The organism is Bacteroides sp. RTP31139st1_H2_RTP31139_211217 (assembly GCF_040227615.1).
In the GTDB taxonomy this organism is placed as follows: Bacteria; Bacteroidota; Bacteroidia; order Bacteroidales; family Bacteroidaceae; genus Bacteroides; species Bacteroides uniformis.
On sequence record NZ_JBCNZM010000025.1, the window covers coordinates 11,873 to 32,912 of the forward strand.

Annotated in this window: 13 protein-coding genes and 1 pseudogene; 8 read left to right on the plus strand and 6 right to left on the minus strand. The window is 45.6% G+C overall.

Annotation, left to right across the window (positions count from 1 at the left end; translation table 11 throughout):
* Positions 1–168 precede the first annotated feature (168 nt).
* Together ABUA47_RS06140 and ABUA47_RS06145 are read right to left on the minus strand one after the other, a co-directional pair.
* Positions 169–1,359, minus strand: coding sequence for a hypothetical protein (locus ABUA47_RS06140; protein WP_032541432.1), 1,191 nt, complete (start codon positions 1,357–1,359; stop codon positions 169–171).
* Positions 1,360–1,369: 10 nt separating this feature from the next.
* Positions 1,370–2,740, minus strand: a complete 1,371-nt coding sequence (locus ABUA47_RS06145; RefSeq protein WP_005777367.1) for a site-specific integrase — start codon at positions 2,738–2,740, stop codon at positions 1,370–1,372.
* A 187-nt stretch (positions 2,741–2,927) separates the two neighbouring features.
* Between ABUA47_RS06145 and ABUA47_RS06150 the strand changes: the two are divergent.
* The 7 genes and pseudogenes from ABUA47_RS06150 to ABUA47_RS06180 all read left to right on the plus strand — a co-directional run.
* Positions 2,928–5,546, plus strand: a pseudogene (locus ABUA47_RS06150) (SusC/RagA family TonB-linked outer membrane protein); the annotation flags it as partial.
* 32 nt (positions 5,547–5,578) lie between these two features.
* A complete protein-coding gene (locus ABUA47_RS06155; RefSeq protein WP_005833034.1) occupies positions 5,579–7,372 on the plus strand; it encodes a RagB/SusD family nutrient uptake outer membrane protein in 1,794 nt (597 codons plus the stop codon).
* 22 nt (positions 7,373–7,394) lie between these two features.
* On the plus strand, positions 7,395–8,573 hold the full coding sequence (locus tag ABUA47_RS06160) for a hypothetical protein (RefSeq protein ID WP_008665153.1): 1,179 nt from the start codon (positions 7,395–7,397) through the stop codon (positions 8,571–8,573).
* Between the two features lie 310 nt (positions 8,574–8,883).
* On the plus strand, positions 8,884–10,221 hold the full coding sequence (locus tag ABUA47_RS06165; RefSeq protein ID WP_008665154.1) for an alpha-amylase family glycosyl hydrolase: 1,338 nt from the start codon (positions 8,884–8,886) through the stop codon (positions 10,219–10,221).
* Positions 10,222–10,224: 3 nt separating this feature from the next.
* Positions 10,225–12,372, plus strand: a complete 2,148-nt coding sequence (locus tag ABUA47_RS06170) for a glycoside hydrolase family 97 protein (RefSeq protein WP_051642928.1) — start codon at positions 10,225–10,227, stop codon at positions 12,370–12,372.
* A gap of 378 nt (positions 12,373–12,750) precedes the next feature.
* Complete coding sequence (gene gdhA / locus ABUA47_RS06175; RefSeq protein ID WP_005827003.1) at positions 12,751–14,088, plus strand: NADP-specific glutamate dehydrogenase; 1,338 nt, start codon at positions 12,751–12,753, stop codon at positions 14,086–14,088.
* A gap of 138 nt (positions 14,089–14,226) precedes the next feature.
* Positions 14,227–15,390 (plus strand): M24 family metallopeptidase, encoded by a 1,164-nt coding sequence (locus ABUA47_RS06180; RefSeq protein WP_035449341.1) that lies wholly within the window; start codon positions 14,227–14,229, stop codon positions 15,388–15,390.
* A 195-nt stretch (positions 15,391–15,585) separates the two neighbouring features.
* Here ABUA47_RS06180 and ABUA47_RS06185 read toward each other — a convergent pair whose 3' ends face one another.
* Positions 15,586–16,578, minus strand: coding sequence for a DUF3843 family protein (locus ABUA47_RS06185; protein WP_035449080.1), 993 nt, complete (start codon positions 16,576–16,578; stop codon positions 15,586–15,588).
* Between the two features lie 23 nt (positions 16,579–16,601).
* Positions 16,602–17,204 (minus strand): Holliday junction branch migration protein RuvA, encoded by a 603-nt coding sequence (ruvA, locus tag ABUA47_RS06190; protein WP_005833022.1) that lies wholly within the window; start codon positions 17,202–17,204, stop codon positions 16,602–16,604.
* 195 nt (positions 17,205–17,399) lie between these two features.
* Between ruvA and ABUA47_RS06195 the strand changes: the two genes are divergently transcribed.
* Positions 17,400–18,299 (plus strand): diaminopimelate dehydrogenase, encoded by a 900-nt coding sequence (locus tag ABUA47_RS06195; protein ID WP_005826990.1) that lies wholly within the window; start codon positions 17,400–17,402, stop codon positions 18,297–18,299.
* Between the two features lie 133 nt (positions 18,300–18,432).
* Here ABUA47_RS06195 and rseP read toward each other — a convergent pair whose 3' ends face one another.
* Both rseP and ABUA47_RS06205 read right to left on the minus strand, forming a co-directional pair.
* The gene (gene rseP / locus ABUA47_RS06200) at positions 18,433–19,764 is read right to left on the minus strand and encodes an RIP metalloprotease RseP (protein WP_005826988.1); all 1,332 of its coding nucleotides are present in this window, start codon (positions 19,762–19,764) and stop codon (positions 18,433–18,435) included.
* Between the two features lie 112 nt (positions 19,765–19,876).
* Positions 19,877–21,022: a 1-deoxy-D-xylulose-5-phosphate reductoisomerase gene (locus tag ABUA47_RS06205; RefSeq protein ID WP_035449079.1), complete on the minus strand. Its 1,146-nt coding sequence runs from the start codon at positions 21,020–21,022 to the stop codon at positions 19,877–19,879.
* Positions 21,023–21,040: the final 18 nt, after the last annotated feature.

A 21,040-nucleotide genomic window follows, 5' to 3' on the forward strand; every position in this document is an offset into this window, starting at 1 on the left:
ACTGATTTTAAGTTCATGGCGGCAAAGGTAGGGCAATAATGAAACCTGTGAATTTGTGGTATTCTGTGAAATGACACCGAATGAAAAAAGCCGTCAAACAACTGGTGCTTAACGGCTTGTGGAAGTCTGTGGGTTGTGGTGAATTGTAGCCACCTGTGGGTTATGTCACTATTTTATCATGGGAAGCAGCTCTTTGAGCTTCGTTATAAAGGTTTTCTCCACGTTATACTTGGCGAGGCTTTCGGGTGTCAGCCCCATGGAACGGGCTGCGGATGCCCTGTAACCTTTCCAGTCCTTGAAGTAGGCTTTGGACAGCAGGATGGCGACACAGCGCATCTTGCCTTTCACGCAACTACCGTATATCGTGGAATAGTCGGCACGCATGACGGCACGGAGAAAGTCCCGGTCGGAAACGGCATTGCCGTCCAATAGCGACTTACCCTTGTCGGGGCCGCTCTGTACGGTGAAGGTGGTAAGGAAACGGTACAGCCTTAAAACGGGAACCTGCGCGGTCGTGCTGAACGCACCGCCTTGCATTGTATCTGTAGCGGTAAAACCGGATGATGCTTCTTCTGTACAAGAGGGTATTGTTTTGGATGTTGCCAACTTGGATGCGCTTTCATGCAGTACGTTCCTCTTGACATATCCCATCGTCATGGCGATATGGAACATCTTTATTCCGGCAGACTGTGCTTTCACATCATCATTTTGGGACAGCATGGAAAGGTGGATGGCTTCTGCAAAATATTCCGTGAAAAGTTGTGCCAAATCCTTGTCGTTGGCATTGACAATATACTCCTTGACGGCTTGGATTTTCGCCTTATCCACTTTGGCAAGCATGGCATACATTTCTTTCCCTCTGTTCCCGTCTGAATCCTTTGCACACTTCCGTATGGCGGAACGGATGGTGTCGATGCAGTCGGTGGCTTCGGTACGTGTCATTGGCTTGGGAGAAATATCAGAACCTTCCGGCGATACTTGCTCCTGTTCTTTTTCGGGAAAGAAGTATTGCCTTATGACTTCCATGCTCAGGTAAGCCACCCCTGTACGGAAAGCCGCCTTGTCCAAGTCCGCATATTTGGAGCAGATGCCATGAAGCCTTTTCGTGTCATCGTGCAGCCCGACGAATTTCCGTGCCAGATCCTTATCCTCGTGTTCGGTGACATATTCCCTGATGCCGGCCAAAAGAAAAGGCAGGGGCTTCAGGCTGTATCTGATGTTCCGGCAAATATCCTTGCAATCCGTTTCGTCACTGCCGGAAGACTTGTCGGCAAGCGATTCCGCAAGTTTCAGGCTCCCACTGATTACGTTGGACAGCTTGAACAGGTCGCTAATGATGTCAAATCTTGATTTTTCCATAAGCACCTTCTTATATTTTGATGATACCCTTGAAGTCCTTTAATGCTATGACGGCCTTTTCCTCCGCATCCAGTTTCAGGTAGCGGCGCAGTTGCGCCTCGCTGCTGTGTCCGGTGATGGCTTGGATGGAAGGCAGAGGGACGCCAGCCTTATACGCGTTGGTGGCGAAACTCCTTCGGGCTGTATGGGAAAGGAGCATGTCGCAGAACCTCCTTCCCCGTTTGGGGTTGAGACGCTTCTCGTCAAAACCGCAGTCATGTGTCCAGCCGAGCAACAGGCCGATGGTCTTCACCAGCTTGTTCATTTCATTGGGATGAACCGGGGGCAACTTGCCGTCATACTTGGCAAGTATGGCTCTCACGCGCCTGTCAACGGGGATATAGACTTTCTTTTCCGTCTTCTGTTGGGTGATGAGTATGAACTCAGTGCCGCCGATTTCCGTTATCATGTCCTCGCATATCCTTGAATAGTCGGAAACACGCTGCCCGGTCAGGCAGCCCACGACGAAAATGTCCCTCACGTGCTCCAGTGTCCTGATATGGGTGATGCGGCATTTGGAAAGTTGTGCCAATTTCTCGTCCTCGCTGATGTCAAGTGATTCCAGTCTCTTTTTCACAGCTTCCTTGGTGGAAAGGTCAAGGTCAAGCATTTCCTGTATCTGTTCCGGCGTGAGATAGATGTTGTCCACTTCCTCCTTTTTCGGCACGAAGTCGGAATGACGGAAATCATCGCATTTGGTCAGCTTGTCCTCGTAAGCCGCCTTTGCCACCGTGCGGACATCGGTCATATACGAGTTGATGGCGTTGGGCATCAAGCCCCGTTCCTTCCAGTAACCGACAAGGCTGTTGCGTGTCTCCATCGTCATGTCATCCAGTCCGAGTTTGCGGTGGGTTTCCTTTTGGTAGTTAAGAATCTGTTTTTGGATAATGCGCAGACCTTTTATATAGGCAGGTGATACTTTCACGGTACGGCCTTTCTTGGTGCGCCGTCCGGTTTCCATGTCTTCTATATAAGAGGTGAGGAAATCCTCGAACAGCATCCTGCCTTTGGGCTTGACCTCCACAATCTGTATCATTCCGTTGAGCACGTCGTGTTTCACGCTCTCGATGATGTTCTTGGCCTCCTTGGGGTTGAAGCCTTCCGCCTCGAATGCCGCCTTTATCCTCGCGAGGACTTGGGCGAACTGCCCGTACTTTATCCCGATGCTCGACATCAGGGCTGACGAGGTGTATTGCAGGCTGCGGTACTTTTCCCATTCAAGCTGCTTGATGGTGAAGCCCGTCACGACTTTCATGTTCGCCTTTCCGGTGCGCACACGGGCATAGATGGAACCGTAGTCCTCCTTTCCGGCCTTGGATGATTTGATGAAGATGAAATCCATACGCGATATATCTTGGTTACTGTGATGCAAAGGTACAAAATATATCCCGAAATATGGTATCAAATAGTACCAATATTTTCTAAAACCGTGAAATTTCGTGAGTATGCAAACCAAATGAAAACATCTACAAATAACTGATATACAAAGATAACCTATAAAACGGAATTTCACTGAATATATTTAGTGAATAGTGGGCAACGGTTCATTGAGTAAAAAAGAAGTTTCCAGTTCCATTGTACAAGTGGATAAGAAAAATTTTAATTTGGGGGCTATGAATAACCCGATGGAAATGGTATCGGGAAAAGTCGCGGGCTTGAATGTCAATACGCAGGCAGCTGCCAATCCTAACTCCAGTTCTTCATTACAAGTACGTGGTGCAACATCTGTTTCTGCAAGTAATAGTCCTTTGATTGTCATAGATGGTGTGGCAGGTGGCGATATCCGTAACATCGCTGCACAGGATATTGAATCTATTACGGTATTGAAAGATACGGGTTCAGCTGCTATTTACGGAACGCGAGGTGCTAATGGTGTGATTTTAGTTACAACGAAACGTGGCTCGGGTGAAGCTGGAAAAACGGTAGTCACATATGACAGTTACATCGCTTTTAATGTAGCCAAGCCCTCTCCGGATATTCTGTCGGCTGATGAATTCCGTCGTTCGAGACGAGGTACAGACTATGGAGCCGACACTGACTGGTATGGACTGATTACTCGTGATGTAGCATACGACACAAACCAATATATATCTATTGATGGTAGCACAAAGAATGGTTTCTATGGTGCTTCCTTCAATTACAAAAGTGCCAATGGACTTGACATCGTGAGTGGTCGTGAAGAATTTGGAGGTCGTTTTTCTATGGAACAGCGTGTACTGGAGAATCGCTTACAATTCAACGGTTCGTTGAGTGCACGTCGTGTAAATGAAACCTGGGGAAATGATGGTTTCTTCGATAGGGCACTCACAATGAATCCTACAATGCCGGTATATAATGCAGACGGTTCGTATTATCAGCCTACTTCTCCTACGGGTGCAACCAATCCGGTTGCGGAGCTTGCTTTGAGAGATAACAACGGCCAGCGTATGTATTTGTTGGGTACGGCTGAGGCTAAACTGAATATTTTGCAGACAGAAAAGCATTTGTTGAATACAACATTAAGTTACTCATTGCATTACAATGACATGAAGCAACAATATTATGCTTCGTCTGCCGGTTCGGAGTCCTATTGGAATGGTTATAAAGGACGTGCGGAAATGAAGTATCAGAAATGGTACACCAATCGATTGGAGTGGTTGGGAAATTATGCACTGAACTTGGGCGACCACAATATTAAGGCTGTAGTGGGCTATACTTATGAGAAGTCTATCTGGGAACAGATTGGTGGTAGTAACAACGACTTCTCTTTTGATAATACGAAATATTGGGATTTGGGCAGTGGCTCTTATCTGAAGGATGGTTTGGCAAGTTTATATAGCGGTCGCTCTGAATCGACACTTATTGGCTTCTTTGGTCGGTTGAACTATAATTGGAAGGATATGCTTTTTGCATCGGCTTCGTTGCGCTATGAAGGCTCTTCCAAATTTGGTGCTAACCAAAAGTGGGGGTACTTCCCAGCAGCTTCTTTGGCTTGGGAAATGATGGAGATGGGCTTTATGAAGAATACCCGGAAAGTGTTGACCAGTTTGAAACCGCGTGTTTCTTTCGGAATTACCGGTCGTTCGGATTTTGATGCTTATAAATCACTTTCTACTTACAATACCAATGGTAGTTATCTCTTTGACGGGCGTTGGGTAACGGGCTATGCTCCCTCCAGTAATGCTAATCCGGATTTGGCTTGGGAAAAGAGCGTTGCGATTAATCTGGGTGTTGACTTTGTTCTATGGAATCGTTTACGTGGTTCAGTGGAGTATTTTGACCGTAGTTCTAAAGACTTGCTTTATACGTACACGGCACCTCAACCGCCTTTTGTCTATTCCACTATTTTGGTTAACGTTGGAACAACGAAAAATACCGGTATAGAAGTATCTTTGGATGGTGACATCCTTACTAAAACAGCAGTGAAGTGGACGAGCGGAATCAATTATTCTTATGGAAAGACTAAGTTGACCAAACTTTCTAACGATATTTACAAGGCATCTTATCTCGACCTTTACTTAAAACCGGGTACTGGTTCCAGCGAATATTTCTTCCGTGTGCAGGAAGGGGGAGAGATAGGGCAGTTCTACGGTTATGAATATGCAGGTGTTGACGAAAATGGCAATATGCTTATTTTGAATGATAAAGATGAGCAAATACCGATTTCTCAGGCTGATGCCAAGTATAAACGTTATATTGGCAATGGTGCTCCCAAGCACTTCTTGTCTTGGAGTAACAACCTGACTTGGAGAAACTTTGATTTGAGTGTATTCTTCCGCGGTACATTCGGTTTTGATGTATTCAACATGCGTAAATATGGTATGGGGCTTCAGGGATGTGGTACAGATAATGTTCTTCGCTCTGCGTATCTGGAAGATAAGAATATCCGTACCGGTGGTGGAGTAATATCTTCCTATTTCCTGGAGGATGGTAGCTTCATAAAACTGGAAAATGTAACCTTGGGATATAATTTTACTCCTAAGAACCGTAAGTTACTGGATAATATGCGCATATATCTGTCTGCCAAGAATCTGTTTACCTTGACCGGATATTCTGGTAATGACCCTTCAATTATAGACGTGAATGGTATCCAGCCGGGAGTAGATAGTAATAGTGCTTATCCTACAGCAACTCAATTGAGTTTAGGTGTGACTCTTCGCTTCAAATAAATGAGAAACAAATTATTAAAAATATGAAAGATATGAAATATATAAAATGTCGTTGGTTATTGGCGATGATTATGTCATGTTCACTTTTCTCTTGTACTAATTTGGACGAGGAAGTGTTCGATCGTGTGGATGCCGGAATTTATTATCAAGATGAGACGAGTGTTCAGGGGGCAGTGGCAGCCATCTATTCGAAAGCTGCATATAGTTATTTGGAATACTTCTGGTATTTGCAGGAGTTTTCTGCCGACCAGGTGGCATGGCGCAGTTGGAACGGTGGACTTTGGGGATGGGATGAGGCATTGAAGTTTGCTTTGTCTTCACATACCTGGACGTCAGAATCAACCATTATTCGCCAAACTTGGGAGAATGCGTGGACCACTATTGGGCTTTGCAATACGCTTATTACAGATTTGCAGGCAATCAGCCCCGCATCTATACGCATGACTGAGGATGCTTTGAATAGTTATATTGCCGAAGTACGTACCCTGCGTGCTTGGGCATACTACAATATCTTTGAGATTTGGGGTGGAGCACTTCCCTTGAACATTTCTTCGGGTGCGGAAATCCCTGGTTCTGCAGATACTGATTTTGATAAGGGGTGCAAGATTATCTACGATTTTATCAGTCAGGAATTAGATGAGTCAGTTACAGATCTTATGAAAGAAGATGGTTCTGGAAAGACTCGCAACCGCATGAACCAAGCTGCCAATCGTATGATTAAGATGCGCTTGTTGCTGAATTCTGAGGTGTTTATCAAACAAAACAGTTATAATGAGTGTGCCACTCTTTGCCAAAAAATTCTGAATGGCGATTATGGTACTTACAGCATTACCGATGACTATCGCGATATTTATTCGATAAACAATGTAGAATGTCCGGAAGTTGTAATGGCATTGGCGATGGAAGTCGGTCAGGTCAATACCGGTTGGATGCGTAACATGCCTTTCATGCCTTACAATTGTTGGGATTACTTTGGAGGTACATACAGCCAGAGCGGATGGAATTGTGTATGCTTGGCACCTTCATGGGATAATTCTGGAAATGTACAGCCGTATGGTGGTACTGACAATCCTAAGAGCTTTCTTACTGACTACGGTGATAAGTTAGGAGCAGTTTATGAACGTTTCCACGATAAAGATATCCGTAAGCAGAACTATGTGTATAATGAAACAACAGGAAACTATCAAGGCATTTTTTTGAAAGGGGCTATTAAAGCCAACTATGGTAAGGGTGCGGCTTTGAAAGCAGATGCCGACCGTGACGGTCAGGATTTGGTTTATGTGGATCAGGTGGGTACATTCCTTAATTTAGGACGTAATCTGGAGACTGTCATGTCACCTCGCTGGGGTGAAACGAATTCAGGTGTCCGTTTGGTAAGATATCCGGTTTATCCGGAGAGTGCAGGCATTGATTTCCAAAACATCGATGAGGTGGAATTCCGTTTGAGTGAAGTGGTCTATACTCTTGCTGAATGTAAAATGCGTGCAGGTGATACAGAAGGTGCTAAAGAGCTGGTATATAGAGTTAAAACACGCTATTTTACAGATAAATCGGCTCTCGAACAGCCCGGTCCTGGTTTTACATCCTTTGATATGGATTGGATGTTGAGTGAATGGGGACTTGAATTCTTGGGAGAGGGGCGTCGTCGTCGTACAGACTTGCGTCGTTTCGATAAGTTTACGCAAGGGCAATGGTGGTTCTTTGGCCGTGCCACGGACGACGGTTTAAGCTATCCGGCTAAACGTGACCGCAAATACGAGTGGTATCCCTTGCCCCAGTCTGCCCTTATGGTAAATCCGGGACTGGTACAGAATCCTAATTATTAATCATCCTATAATAATAGTAACAATGAAAAAATATATATGTAATCCGCTATGGCTTTTGTTGCTTTTTGTAGCTTTCATCAGTAGTTGTGACAAGGAGGAAATTGTGTTTGACCATGAGTTGCCGCAATTTGAACTTCGTAGCGATGCTATCTTGCTGGAGGTGATTATGCCCCAAGGAACTGGTGCCGATGAAATAATTTATATTGCAGGCGATTTCAATGGAGGTCAGGATGCTGCTTCCGGAGACCTTAAGTGGCAGATGGAGAAAGCTGCAAACAATGATGTTAAATGGGGCATATACCTCTATCCGGAAGATTTTGTTAATGGAAAGACACTTGCCGATGGCTTTTATTTCGTTTCTAAGACACAAGGTATAGAGCGTACTTTGCAGAATGGGGATGCTTTACATCAAATTTCGGCTAAGGTAGGTACTCGCACTGATATAACGGTAACCCGCTGGAATGCTTATTTTGAGGAGCCGGAAGACCCAAGTGAAGTGATTCATGACGGTTATGCTGTGTTCGTGATGGACAATACAGGTTGGGATGCACTGACACTTTATGCGTGGGGAAATGATTTGCCGGAACTTTTTGGAGGTTGGCCCGGTATTTCACCTACTGGTAGCGTTGAGATAAAAGGAATTACCTATAAATACTTCGATACAGGTGAAGCAAATAAGGGATTGGTTTACAATTTGATATTTAACGATAATGGAGTAGGTTCACAATTTGATGGACCACAGAACTTTACTCTTGACCGTGACATATATTTGGAAATCACAGAAAGCGGTTGGACGGAAATAGATCCGGATGCAGTGGTCATCCATGATGGTTATACCATTTTTATTGAAGACCAGTCCAGATGGGCAGAAACAACCATATATGCGTGGGGAAATGATATACCGGAACTCTTTGGCAGTTGGCCAGGAATATTACCAACCGGTAGTGTTGAGATAAAAGGTGTCACGTATAATTATTACGATACAGGTGAAGCAAATAAGGGATTGACTTACAATCTGATAATGAATAATAACAATGGAGGCTCACAATTTGACCTCGCAGCAGTGACGCTTGATCGAGATTATTATTTCCGTATTACGGACATAGCTGGTGAGGAGATTGACCCTAACAATCCGGACGGAGACTCTGAACCGGAATCTGAAGCGGCTTTTGTTTCTAATCAGAATAATTTCTTGAAATGAGTTTTGTATAGTAATGAAGATGTTAAATGACCTATTGGTGGAATGAGATTGGGGATAGGATATCTCTTTTCAATCTTGCGGATATATGTCCCAAGGCTTGGTTTTTCTATCCCAAGTCTTGGGATAGAAAAACCAAGCCTTGGGAAGAAGTTATCTCTTAGCTCTTTTGTTTTTTAGTATTGGCTTCCGGGATTTTTAGTATTAAGTCTTAGTATCTTTTCTGCCAATGCCCATCACTGGAGAGTTTGGATGCTCCTTTTGCAGATATCAGTTCCGCCAATGAGTATAAGTATAGATAAAAAGTAGAAATATGAAAAAAGTAATAATTGCGACACTGCTCTTTACGATGCTACATTCTTGTATGGGGTGTAGTGATAGTCAGAGTGACATGGAACCGATTCCCGTCCCACAGGAAGAATACATGGCTTCGGATATGGTGATTTATGAGGCAAATCCCCGCATTTTTGCCGAAGAAAATGCGTTCTCTGCCATCAAAGCAGAGCTTGACCGTATTCAAAGCCTGGGAACTACCGTGCTTTGGCTGATGCCTGTAAATGAGCCGGGAGTACTGAAAAGTGTGAATTCACCTTATTGTATAAAGGATTATAAAAAGCTGAATACACGTTACGGAACAAAAAAAGACTTGAAAGAACTGGTAGATGCTGCCCATGCCAAAGGAATGAAAGTGATTCTTGACTGGGTTGCCAACCATACTTCGTGGGACAATGCTTGGGTGACTGAGCATCCGGATTGGTATACACAGGATGCAAATGGCAATGTGGTACAACCTCAAGAACAGCCTTGGGCGGATGTTGCTGACTTGAATTTTGACAACGAAACCATGCAGCAAGCCATGATTGATGCCATGAAGTATTGGGTAACAGAAATTGGTATTGATGGATACCGTTGTGATTATGCCGAGGGGGTACCAGATGCTTTCTGGAAGAAAGCAATCGCCGAGCTCCGTACACTTGACAATAATTTGCTGATGCTTGCCGAAGGCGGAAAAACGTCTTTAATGAACAATGGTTTCAATCTGCTCTACGGCTGGAACTTCCATAGTAAACTGAAAGACTATTATGCCGGTAAATGCTCACTTACTGACCTTTATGCTATGAATACTTCCGAATTGGAGGGAATGCCGAAGGGTACGTTACGGTTACGCTATTCTACTAATCATGACCAGGCAAGTGAGGCTTCACCGATAGAATGTTATGGCGGTGAGCGTGGTGCCATGTCTGCTTTTGTATTGACGACTATGCTCGAGGGGATACCTCTTATTTATAGTTCGCAGGAAGTAGCCTATCCGCGGTCACTTAACTTTTTCAATTACGGAGTTATAGACTTGAAGTCCAATGAAGTCTTTGCGCAAGAGATGGCAGAAATCATCAGAGCCTATAAAGCTACGAGCAGTGTACGTGGTGGTGAACTGGAAGTTTATACTACCGGAGATGTCGCTTCATTTTATCGGGCAGCAGGCAGTCATGGCATGTTGGTCATGGTGAATACTGCCAATGAGTCTGTACAAGTGAAAGTACCTATGGAGCATGCTGGCAAGACCATGACCGATGTGATTGCCGGTGTGGATGTGGAGTTGCCTACAGTAATGACGATGGAACCTTATCAATATTTTATATATCAACAATAACGGATGTATATGAAACATGTATTATTAACAGTTGTATTTCTGGGAATTGCTTGTGTGGCGATGGCACACGAATTGTTATCTCCCAATGGGAATCTGAAACTCAATGTTGTGCTTGATTCCGAGGGGGGGCCGGTCTATAGCTTATATTACAAAGGAGAGCCGGTTGTAGAACCTTCTGCCTTGGGAATACTTATGGAAGAAGCGGATTTGTCAAATGGCTTCCGGATTCTTGATGCAACAAATTCTACTTTTGATGAAACTTGGATGCCTGTATGGGGAGAGTATGAAAAAGTCCGTAACCATTACAATGAACTTACTGTCACTCTCTCACAACCGGCAAAGCACGACCGTATGATGATTGTACGTTTTCGATTGTTTGACGATGGACTCGGATTCCGTTATGAGTTGCCGGAGCAGAAAACCATGAATTATCTGACGGTAAAAGACGAACTGACGGAATTCAATCTGACCGGTAATCATACACTCTATTGCATTCCCGGTGATTATGATACGAATGAGTTTGCCTATACTACTGCGGCCATTTCCGAAGTGCGCGAAGCTATGGAACGTAATCTACGTAAAAAAGGATATGAAGCTAAAGCGACTTCATTCACAGTACAAACACCCCTTATGATAAAGACTACCGAAGGACTTTATATCAATATTCATGAAGCTGCCTTGGTAGATTATTCTGCCATGTTGCTGAATGTGGATGATAAAGAGTTTAACTTTTCTGCTCATCTTACTCCCGATAAATTAGGAAAGAAAGGATATCTGCAATTACCGTTGCATACCCCGTGGCGTACAATTATGGTTAGTGACGATGCACGTAGCATCCTTGCTTCTCAGTTGATTCTTAATCTGAATGAACCTTGTAAGCTGGAAGATACTTCTTGGATTAAGCCACAGAAATTTATCGGTGTCTGGTGGGAGATGTTTACTGGTGGAGGAGGTACATGGGCATATAGCGACTATTATAAGGCTAAACCCGGCATAACCGACTATTCAAAGTTAACTCCTAATGGACATCATCCGGCCAATACTGAACATGTGAAAGAGTACATAGACTTTGCGGCGGAGAATGGTATTGATGCGGTATTGGTTGAGGGCTGGAATGAAGGTTGGGAAGATTGGGCATCCTATCGTAAGGATCGTCAGTTCCTTTTTGACAAACCTTATCCGGACTTTGATGTTGCGGTACTACATGCCTATGCCAAATCAAAGGGAGTAAAGATTATCATGCATCATGAGACGGCTGCTAATGCTGCCGACTATGAGCGGCAGCTGGATGTAGCCTTTCAATTTATGGTAGATAATGGCTATAATTCTGTAAAGACCGGATATGTGGGCTCAATCATTCCCCGTAGTGAATATCATTCCTCACAATGGATGAACAATCATTATATACATGTGGTGAAGCGTGCTGCTGATTATAAGATTATGGTAGATAGTCACGAGGCTGTTCGTCCCACCGGCTTGTGCCGTACCTGGCCCAACTGGGTAGCGCAAGAATCTGCCCGTGGTGGTGAGTTTGAATCTATGGGGGGCAATGATCCGGATCATACTTGTATCTTGCCGTTTACTCGGTTGAAGGGTGGTCCGATGGATTACACTCCTGGTATTTTCCAGACAAAACTTTCGTATTATAATGGTTCGAAACCTAAAGGTCAGGCGGGTACTACATTGGTAAAACAATTGGCTCTATATGTAACGATGCCCTCTCCGTTACAGATGGCAGCAGACCTGCCGGATAATTATCGCCGTTTTCCCGATGCGTTTCAATTTATTAAGGATGTAGCGGTGGATTGGAGCAATTCTTGGTATCTGGAAGCCGAACCGGGTGATTATATCACAGTGGCTCGTCAAGCCAAAGGAAAACAAGAGTGGTATGTAGGTGCTATTACCGACGAACATCCTCGTACGGCAACTATTCCTTTCTCTTTCTTACCCGAAGGAAGGAAATATATTGTTACCGTTTATGCAGATGGTCGGGATGCAGACTGGAAAGATAATCCGCAGAGCTATGACATCCGTCGTGGCATAGTAACGTCAAAGAGTGTGCTGCGTCAACCTCTGGCAAGTAGTGGAGGGGTGGCTATCAGTGTTCGAGAAGCAACAAAAGAAGAGGTAAAAGGATTGAAGAAATTATGAAGCTTGTCCGTACATAGTAATTATTATGTTGCGGATTTAATACAAGCATTTAAGAATTAAAGTTAGCAATTGGAAAGGCATAGTCCGTGAGGATTGTGTCTTTTTTCGTAAATTATTCGTCATTTCTTATTTTCTTTATTATAATTTTTTCTATATTTATGCCGTTATGGCGAATTGTTGACAGAATAGGAAAAGAATAGACCATTTAGGTATGAATAGAGAATGCCGGGGATTTGACATTTTATCATTCTTTAATCAAAATATAACCGTAAAATTTAGCTGTTTTGAAAAGTTTTCCTATATTTGCGGTGTTATTCATTGACATTTTGTTTGAATAGCGTGAAGTCAACAAGGTAATAACCTTTAAAACGTAATATTATGAATATCGAACGTATCATGGCCTCTTTAGAGGCAAAGCACCCCGGCGAGTCTGAGTATCTTCAAGCCGTAAAGGAAGTTCTTCTTTCCATCGAAGATATCTATAACCAACATCCTGAGTTCGAGAAAGCGAAAATTATAGAACGTCTGGTTGAACCTGACCGTATCTTTACTTTCCGTGTAACGTGGGTGGATGATAAGGGTGAAGTTCAGACGAACCTCGGCTATCGTGTGCAGTTCAACAATGCCATTGGCCCGTACAAAGGCGGTATTCGTTTCCATGCTTCCGTAAATCTTTCTATCCTCAAATTCCTGGGATTTGAGCAGACTTTCAAGAATGCTTTGACTACATTGCCTATGGGCGGTGGTAAGGGTGGTTCCGACTTCTCTCCGCGCGGAAAGAGCGATGCTGAAATCATGCGTTTCTGTCAGGCCTTCATGCTGGAATTGTGGCGTCACCTCGGTCCGGATATGGATGTTCCTGCCGGTGATATCGGTGTAGGCGGTCGCGAAGTGGGCTATATGTTCGGTATGTATAAGAAGTTGACTCGCGAATTTACGGGCACATTTACCGGTAAAGGATTGGAATTTGGCGGTTCGCTGATTCGTCCTGAAGCAACAGGATTTGGTGGCTTGTATTTCGTAAACCAAATGTTACAGACAAAAGGCATTGACATCAAGGGCAAGACCGTGGCTATCTCCGGTTTTGGAAATGTAGCTTGGGGTGCTGCTACCAAGGCTACCGAATTGGGTGCCAAGGTGGTTACCATCTCCGGTCCCGACGGTTACATCTACGACCCGAACGGTATCAGTGGCGAAAAGATAGATTATATGCTGGAACTCCGGTCATCGGGCAACGATATCGTAGCACCGTATGCCGACGAATTCCCCGGCTCTACTTTCGTGGCAGGCAAACGCCCGTGGGAAGTGAAAGCGGACATCGCTCTGCCTTGCGCTACCCAGAACGAGCTGAACGGCGAAGATGCACAACACCTCATTGACAACAAGGTGACATGTGTAGGCGAAATCTCCAATATGGGATGTACGCCCGAAGCTATCGACCTTTTCATTGACAACAAGATTATGTATGCACCGGGTAAGGCTGTCAATGCAGGTGGTGTGGCTACCAGCGGACTGGAAATGTCGCAGAACGCCATGCACCTCAGCTGGAGTGCAGCCGAAGTGGATGAAAAACTCCACGCCATCATGCACGGAATTCATGCTCAATGCGTAAAATATGGGACAGAACCTGATGGCTACATCAACTACGTGAAGGGAGCGAATATCGCCGGTTTCATGAAGGTGGCTCATGCCATGATGGGTCAGGGAATTATCTAAGAGAGAAACTTTGTTTAGTTGTATTTGTATTTGTGGTTTGTGCTGCTCTACGCCTGTGAAGGTATCGGGCAGTACTTTTTTTATTCTCAATTAAAAAAGTTGTATCTTTGTATCCGAGAAACCATAAATGACAAAGAGATGTTACTACCTGAATTGAAACTGAGACGTGATAAAATACGCTCTCTCATGGCTCAACAAGAGATTGATGCCGCTCTTATCGCTTGTAATGTAAACTTAATCTATACGTATGGACGTGTCGTCAGCGGTTACTTGTATCTGCCGTTGAATGCTCCCGCCCGTTTATTCATCAAACGTCCCAACAATATTGAAGGGGAACATATCCATCCTATCCGTAAACCGGAACAACTGCCTGACTTACTAAAGGAATGTGGTTTGCCCATACCTGCCAGGTTGATGCTGGAGGGGGATGAGTTGTCTTTTACGGAATATAACCGTTTGGCAGCGTGTTTCCCTGAAACGGAGGTGCTTCCTTGTGGTACGGCCCTTATCCGGAAGGCCCGAAGTGTCAAGACTGAAATAGAGATTGAGATGTTCCGTCGTTCCGGCATTGCACATGCCAAGGCCTACGAACAAATACCCTCGGTTTATAGACCGGGAATGACAGACTGCCAGTTATCCATCGAAATAGAGCGCCTGATGCGCCTGGAAGGTTGTCTGGGCATTTTCCGTACCTTCGGACAAAGTATGGAGATTTTTATGGGAAGTCTGCTGGCAGGAGACAATGCCACTGCGCCTGCCCCCTATGATTTTGCTCTGGGAGGCGAAGGACTTGACCCGTCACTGCCTATCAGTGTGAACGGTGCACTGTTGCAACCCGGCCAGAGCTTTATGGTTGATATGGGGGGTAACTTCTATGGCTATATGGGCGACATGAGCCGTGTATTCTCTATCGGAAAGTTGCCGGAAAAGGCATCTGTTGCCCATCAGGTTTGCCTGGACATACAAGAGGCTGTTGTAGAAAAAGCGAAACCGGGTGCTGTTTGTGAGGACCTTTACAATCTCGCTATCGATATTGTCACCAAAGCGGGCTTTGCCGACAACTTTATGGGAGCCACTCAAAAAGCCAAGTTTATCGGTCATGGCATCGGACTGGAAATCAATGAAATGCCGGTGCTGGCTCCACGCATGAAGCAGGAGCTGGAACCGGGCATGGTCTTTGCTTTGGAACCGAAGATTGTTTTGCCAGGCATTGGTCCCGTCGGTATCGAAAACTCTTGGGTTGTAACAGCGGAAGGAGTGGAGAAACTGACGTTGTGTAAGGAAGAGATTGTGGAACTTTGAAAATTGATAATGGATAATGGAAAATTGCCATGCGGTTTCAATAAATACGCTGCACTGTTTATTTTTCCATTATCCATTTTCAATTATTTTACCCTTCTGTTAAGCTGATTATTCGCTTTCGAAGGTTTGGATTTACCAATCCGTTTTCCGGTTGGCTTGGCCTTGTTGCTCCGTTTGGGCTTTATGCCGGAATGGTTACTCGCCTTCATAATATTCACATAAGTAGTAGCGGGCTATAAAGTCCCAATATTGATGCAGTGTTTCTTTTCCTTTCAGGAAGGGAAGTTCCACATCGGGTAGAATTCCTTTGGCCATTCCGTATTTCAGCAGGTCGAACGGACACTCTCCGGGTTGGCAGAACATCTTGTAACCCTCTGCAGCAGCGCGTTTGGCATCGTACATCGGGTTATGTTCTTCACAGAAATAGGCGGCCACGTTGTGGGCTACGAGCATACCTTTGGCGTTGGCATAAATCACGAACTCTTTTTGGTATTCCAGGTCGGGCAATAGTGCGGACCGTTTGTTTTCCCATCCCAAGACATCGACAAAGAAAGTGCAAAGCTCCTTGTAATCGGTGAAGTATAGCAGCGGTTTCCCCTGGCTGTATTCCAGACAGCGGGCGGCATCTTTACTCAGTTTGGTTTCCGGAGTGACTTCCGGCAGCGGAGTAATGGGCATATCCAGTAAATCAAGTCCCATTACCCAAAGGAAGGAAGATTCTCCCTCGCTGATGGGAGCTTCTTCGAAACGTGCATCCATCAGTTCATAGGCGCTTTGGCTTAATGCAAGCAGGTCTTTGTCATAAGGACTGAACAAGGTGTATTCCTTGTCAAAAATACTAAATTGTGATTTCAATGTCCACAGTACGAATGCAATGTCTTCCTGATTTATTTCATCGGGCGTATAATCGTCACCCAGTGGATAGAACGGCAGGTAAGTTCCGTATACTCCTTGAAAGGCTTCGGAGAAAAGTTTCCAGCCTCCGCTTTGGGCAATGGCATCTTGAAAGTACATGCCGAGGGAGATGGCTGCGTCAATTTGGGTACGCAGGTCTTCCTTGTTGAACAAGGGAGAGGTCTTGACGAGGGGCAGGATGCTTGTGGCAAAGTCGAGGTACCATTTGTCCGTTGGCAGTACGTGGGTGCGTTCATTGGCCCCCAACCAATATTGCATGTTGATTGTTGTCATGATTTGTTTGTTTTAGATAAATATTATAGTCTTTTTAATGCCAATTTGATGACTTGTTCCACCGGTGCGCTTGGTTCTTCCTTCAAAATGGCAAGCACTACTTTTTGTGAGGGGGCTTGTGCAAAGCCCAGCATGGTAAGGGCGGCTACGGCTTCTTCTTGTACTTGTGCGTTGGCTGCCGATACCAGTGTACCTATGGTCCCTGCGTTGCCGGCTACAACGCTGCCGGTCTTGATTTTGTCTTTTAAATCCACAATTATCCGTTGGGCTGTTTTCAGCCCGATACCCTTGACTGTTTTCAGTAGAGTGGCGTTTTCCGTGCTGATGACATTTATCAGTTCGGATGGCGAGAGTGCCGAGAGAATCATGCGAGCTGTATTTCCGCCGATGCCTGAAACGGAGATGAGCAACAGGAATAGTTCGCGTTCCTGCTTGTCAGCGAACCCGTAGAGGACATAGGCGTCTTCACGGATAGCTTCGTATATATATAGTTTGCATTCTTTCTTGCCCTGGATGGCGGCATACGTATTCAATGAAATATTGACGCCGTATCCCAGTCCGTTGCAGTCTATTATTGCGGTTGCCGGACTTAGTTCGGCAATTCCGCCTCTGATGTATTCTATCATAATTCTTTTGCTTGTTGGCCCCAAATGTGCCTTGCGTACATATCATCTGCGAATGTATGAATTATTATTGGACTTTCACTCACTAAAAAAAGAAAAACTGTGTGAAACAGCAGGGAGTTCTGCCGATATAATAAATTAAAATGCTTACTTTTGCGCCGATAAAGTAGAAAACTGATAAATAAATTCATAAAAAGAATGAAAAAAGTAAGAGCAGCCATCGTTGGCTATGGTAATATCGGGCATTATGTGCTCGAAGCCCTGCAAGCAGCTCCCGATTTCGAAATTGCCGGTGTAGTACGCCGTGCCGGAGCTGAAAACTGTCCTGCGGAACTGAGTGCATATCCCGTTGTGAAGAATATCAAGGAACTGAAAGGCGTGGATGTTGCTATCCTTTGTACGCCTACCCGCAAAGTGGAAGAGTATGCAAAGGAGATCCTTGCTTTAGGCATTCATACTGTGGACAGTTTCGATATCCATACGGGTATCACTGCCTTGCGCCGCACACTGGATGCAGAGGCTAAAAAGCATAATACGGTATCCATCATTTCTGCCGGCTGGGACCCGGGTAGTGACTCCATTGTCCGCACCATGCTGGAAGCCATTGCTCCGAAAGGCATTACCTATACTAATTTTGGTCCGGGCATGAGCATGGGACATACCGTGGCTGTAAAGGCCATCGAAGGTGTGAAAGCCGCCCTTTCCATGACTATTCCTACAGGAACCGGCATTCACCGTCGTATGGTGTACATCGAGTTGAAGGATGGCTACGAATTTGACAAGGTGACTGCAGCCATCAAAGCCGACCCGTACTTTGTGAATGACGAAACACATGTAAAATTGGTTCCGAGTGTGGATGCACTGCTCGATATGGGTCATGGGGTAAACCTGACCCGTAAAGGTGTGTCCGGCAAGACGCAGAACCAGCTATTTGAGTTCAACATGCGTATCAACAATCCTGCCCTCACGGCACAAGTGCTGGTATGTGTGGCGCGTGCCGCTATGCGTCAGCAGCCGGGTTGCTATACAATGGTTGAAGTTCCGGTAATAGACTTGCTTCCAGGCGACCGCGAAGAGTGGATTGGCCATTTGGTATAAGACACAGAAAAAACAGATGATGTGTTTGGTTCAAACGCATCGTCTGCTTGCCCCGAATACATCATCTGTTTGATGCAAACGCATCATCCGTTCTACCGCGAATGGATGATGCGTTTTTTATATGTCTTGTTCTTTAAAAGAAATACCTCAGTATATCATTGAAGTTTGCCCAAATCAGCAAACCGAACAAGAGGAACATGCCCACCATCTGCGCACGTTCCATAAACTTGTCGCTGGGCTTGCGGCGTGCAATGATTTCGTAAATGAGGAATAACACGTGTCCGCCGTCCAGTGCAGGGATGGGCAGAATATTCATAAAGGCAAGGATGATGGAGAGGAATGCCGTCATGTACCAGAACTGGTGCCAGTCCCACGTGGCGGGGAAAATACTGCCGATGGTTCCGAAACCTCCGAGTTGCTTGGCTCCTTCCTTGGAGAAGAGATATTTCATCTGGCCTACGTAGCCTTTCAGAGTCTTTACCCCCAAAGATACGCCGGCAGGGAAAGAGGAAAGGAAACTGTATTCCTTGCGGACAACGGGCAGCAGTTTGTCGGTTGCCGTACGTGCTGCTACGCCTATTTCATAGTCGGCATTGGTCATCATGCTCAAGGTGTCTGTCACACCGTTACGGACGTATGTCAAGGTTACCTCATGGGATGCATTGGCTTTCTTGCGCTTCAGCATCTCTTCTTTGAAGTCGTAGTAGGCTATTGACTTTCCATCCAAGTGGGTGATGCTGTCACCTACTTGCAGACCGGCGGAAGCGGCAGGGTATCCTACAATCAGGCTGTCGACTACATAAGGGAAACGGAAACTGGCGAAACGCACGCTGTCTGCCAGCAAGCGGTTCATCATGTCTTCGGGGATGTAGACTGAAGCAGCTTCCCCGTCACGCAATACGCTTACCTGGCGGGCATCGACAATACTGGTCAGCAGGTCGCCGTCATAGCGTTCGAATGGTACCCCGTCGGCAGATATTAGGATATCGCCGTCGCGGAAGCCTATGGCTTTGGCTGTTTCGTTAAAATCCATACCCAATGGGGCTTTTTGTACTGGTATATATTCGTCGCCCCAAGTAAAAAGTATCATGGAATAGATGAACAATGCGAGCAGGAAGTTGAACAATACACCGCCTACCATAATTAGCAGGCGCTGCCATGCCGGCTTGGCACGGAACTCCCATGGCTGCATGGGTTGCTTCATCTGTTCGGTATCCATAGATTCGTCTATCATACCTGCTATTTTTACATAACCACCTAAGGGTAGCCACCCGATACCATATTCCGTGTCACTGTGTTTGGGCTTGAACTTGAATAATGTGAACCAAGGGTCAAAGAATAAGCAGAACTTTTCTACCCGCGTCTTGAACAGACGCGCAAAAAGGAAGTGCCCCCCCTCATGAACAATAACGAGCAACGAGAGGCTCATAATGAGTTGCAGGGCACGAATCAAGAATGTTTCCATCTAATTATTTGCTGTTTTACGATTTTTATAATTTTCGCAAAGGTACGTTTTCTTATTTAACGTATCAAATGAGTAGATGTTTTTTATAATTCTTTTCATTCCGGTGTATCTATCAAATCAGCTCTTCTGCTATCCGTCGGGCTTCGGCATCCGTAGCCACATAGTCTTCATAGGTGGGCTTCTGTAAGTAGGATACGCGCGACATGGTCTTTTCTATTACTTCACTCATGCCAAGGAACGAAATTTTGTCCTGCAGGAAGGCAGCTACCACCACTTCATTGGCGGCATTGACAATGCAAGGCATATTGCCTGCACGATGTAGCGCTTCGTAGGCCAGGGCGAGGTTACGGAAACGGGTGGTGTCCGGTTGCTCGAACGTCAGTTCCGTGCACAGCTTGAAGTCCAGGCGCGGGAAAGAGGCTTTCAACCGGTCGGGATAGGAGAAGGCATATTGGATGGGCAGGCGCATGTCCGGCATTCCCAGTTGTGCTTTCACGGCACCGTCCTCAAACTGTACCATGGAGTGGATGACGGATTGCGGGTGTACCACGACTTCTATCTGGTCGGGACGTACACCGAACAGCCATTTGGCTTCGATTACCTCGAACCCTTTGTTCATCATGGAAGCAGAGTCTATCGTGATTTTGGCGCCCATGTCCCAGTTGGGGTGTTTCAGTGCTTGCGCTTTGGTGACGGTTGTTAGTTGCTCCATAGTGCAGGTGCGGAACGGACCTCCGGAGGCAGTCAGTATCACTTTTTCTATTTGGTTGCCTATCTCACCGGCCAGGCACTGGAAAACGGCGGAGTGCTCGGAGTCGACGGGTAGGATGGGGACACCGCTGAAGCGTGCCAGGTTATTGATGAGCTCTCCCGCCACCACCAGCGTCTCTTTGTTGGCAAGGGCTATCGGCTTACGGGCTCGGATGGCATTCATGGTGGGCTTCAGCCCTGCATATCCCACCATGGCGGTCAATACCATATCAATGGGATTTTCGGTCACAATCTGGCAGAGGGCATCTGCGCCGGCATATACCTTGATAGGTAGGTCGGCAAGCGCTTCTTTCAGTTGCGTGTATTTCGATTCGTTGGCTATTACCACTGCCTCAGGCTTGAATCTGCGTGCCTGGGCTATGAGTTCCTCTACGCGGTTATTGGCGGTCAATACGTATGCTTCGTACTGGTCGGGATGTTCTTCGATGACCTGCAACGCTTGTGTACCGATGGAACCGGTAGAACCGAGTATGGCAATCTGTTTCATTTACTATTATGCTATTTA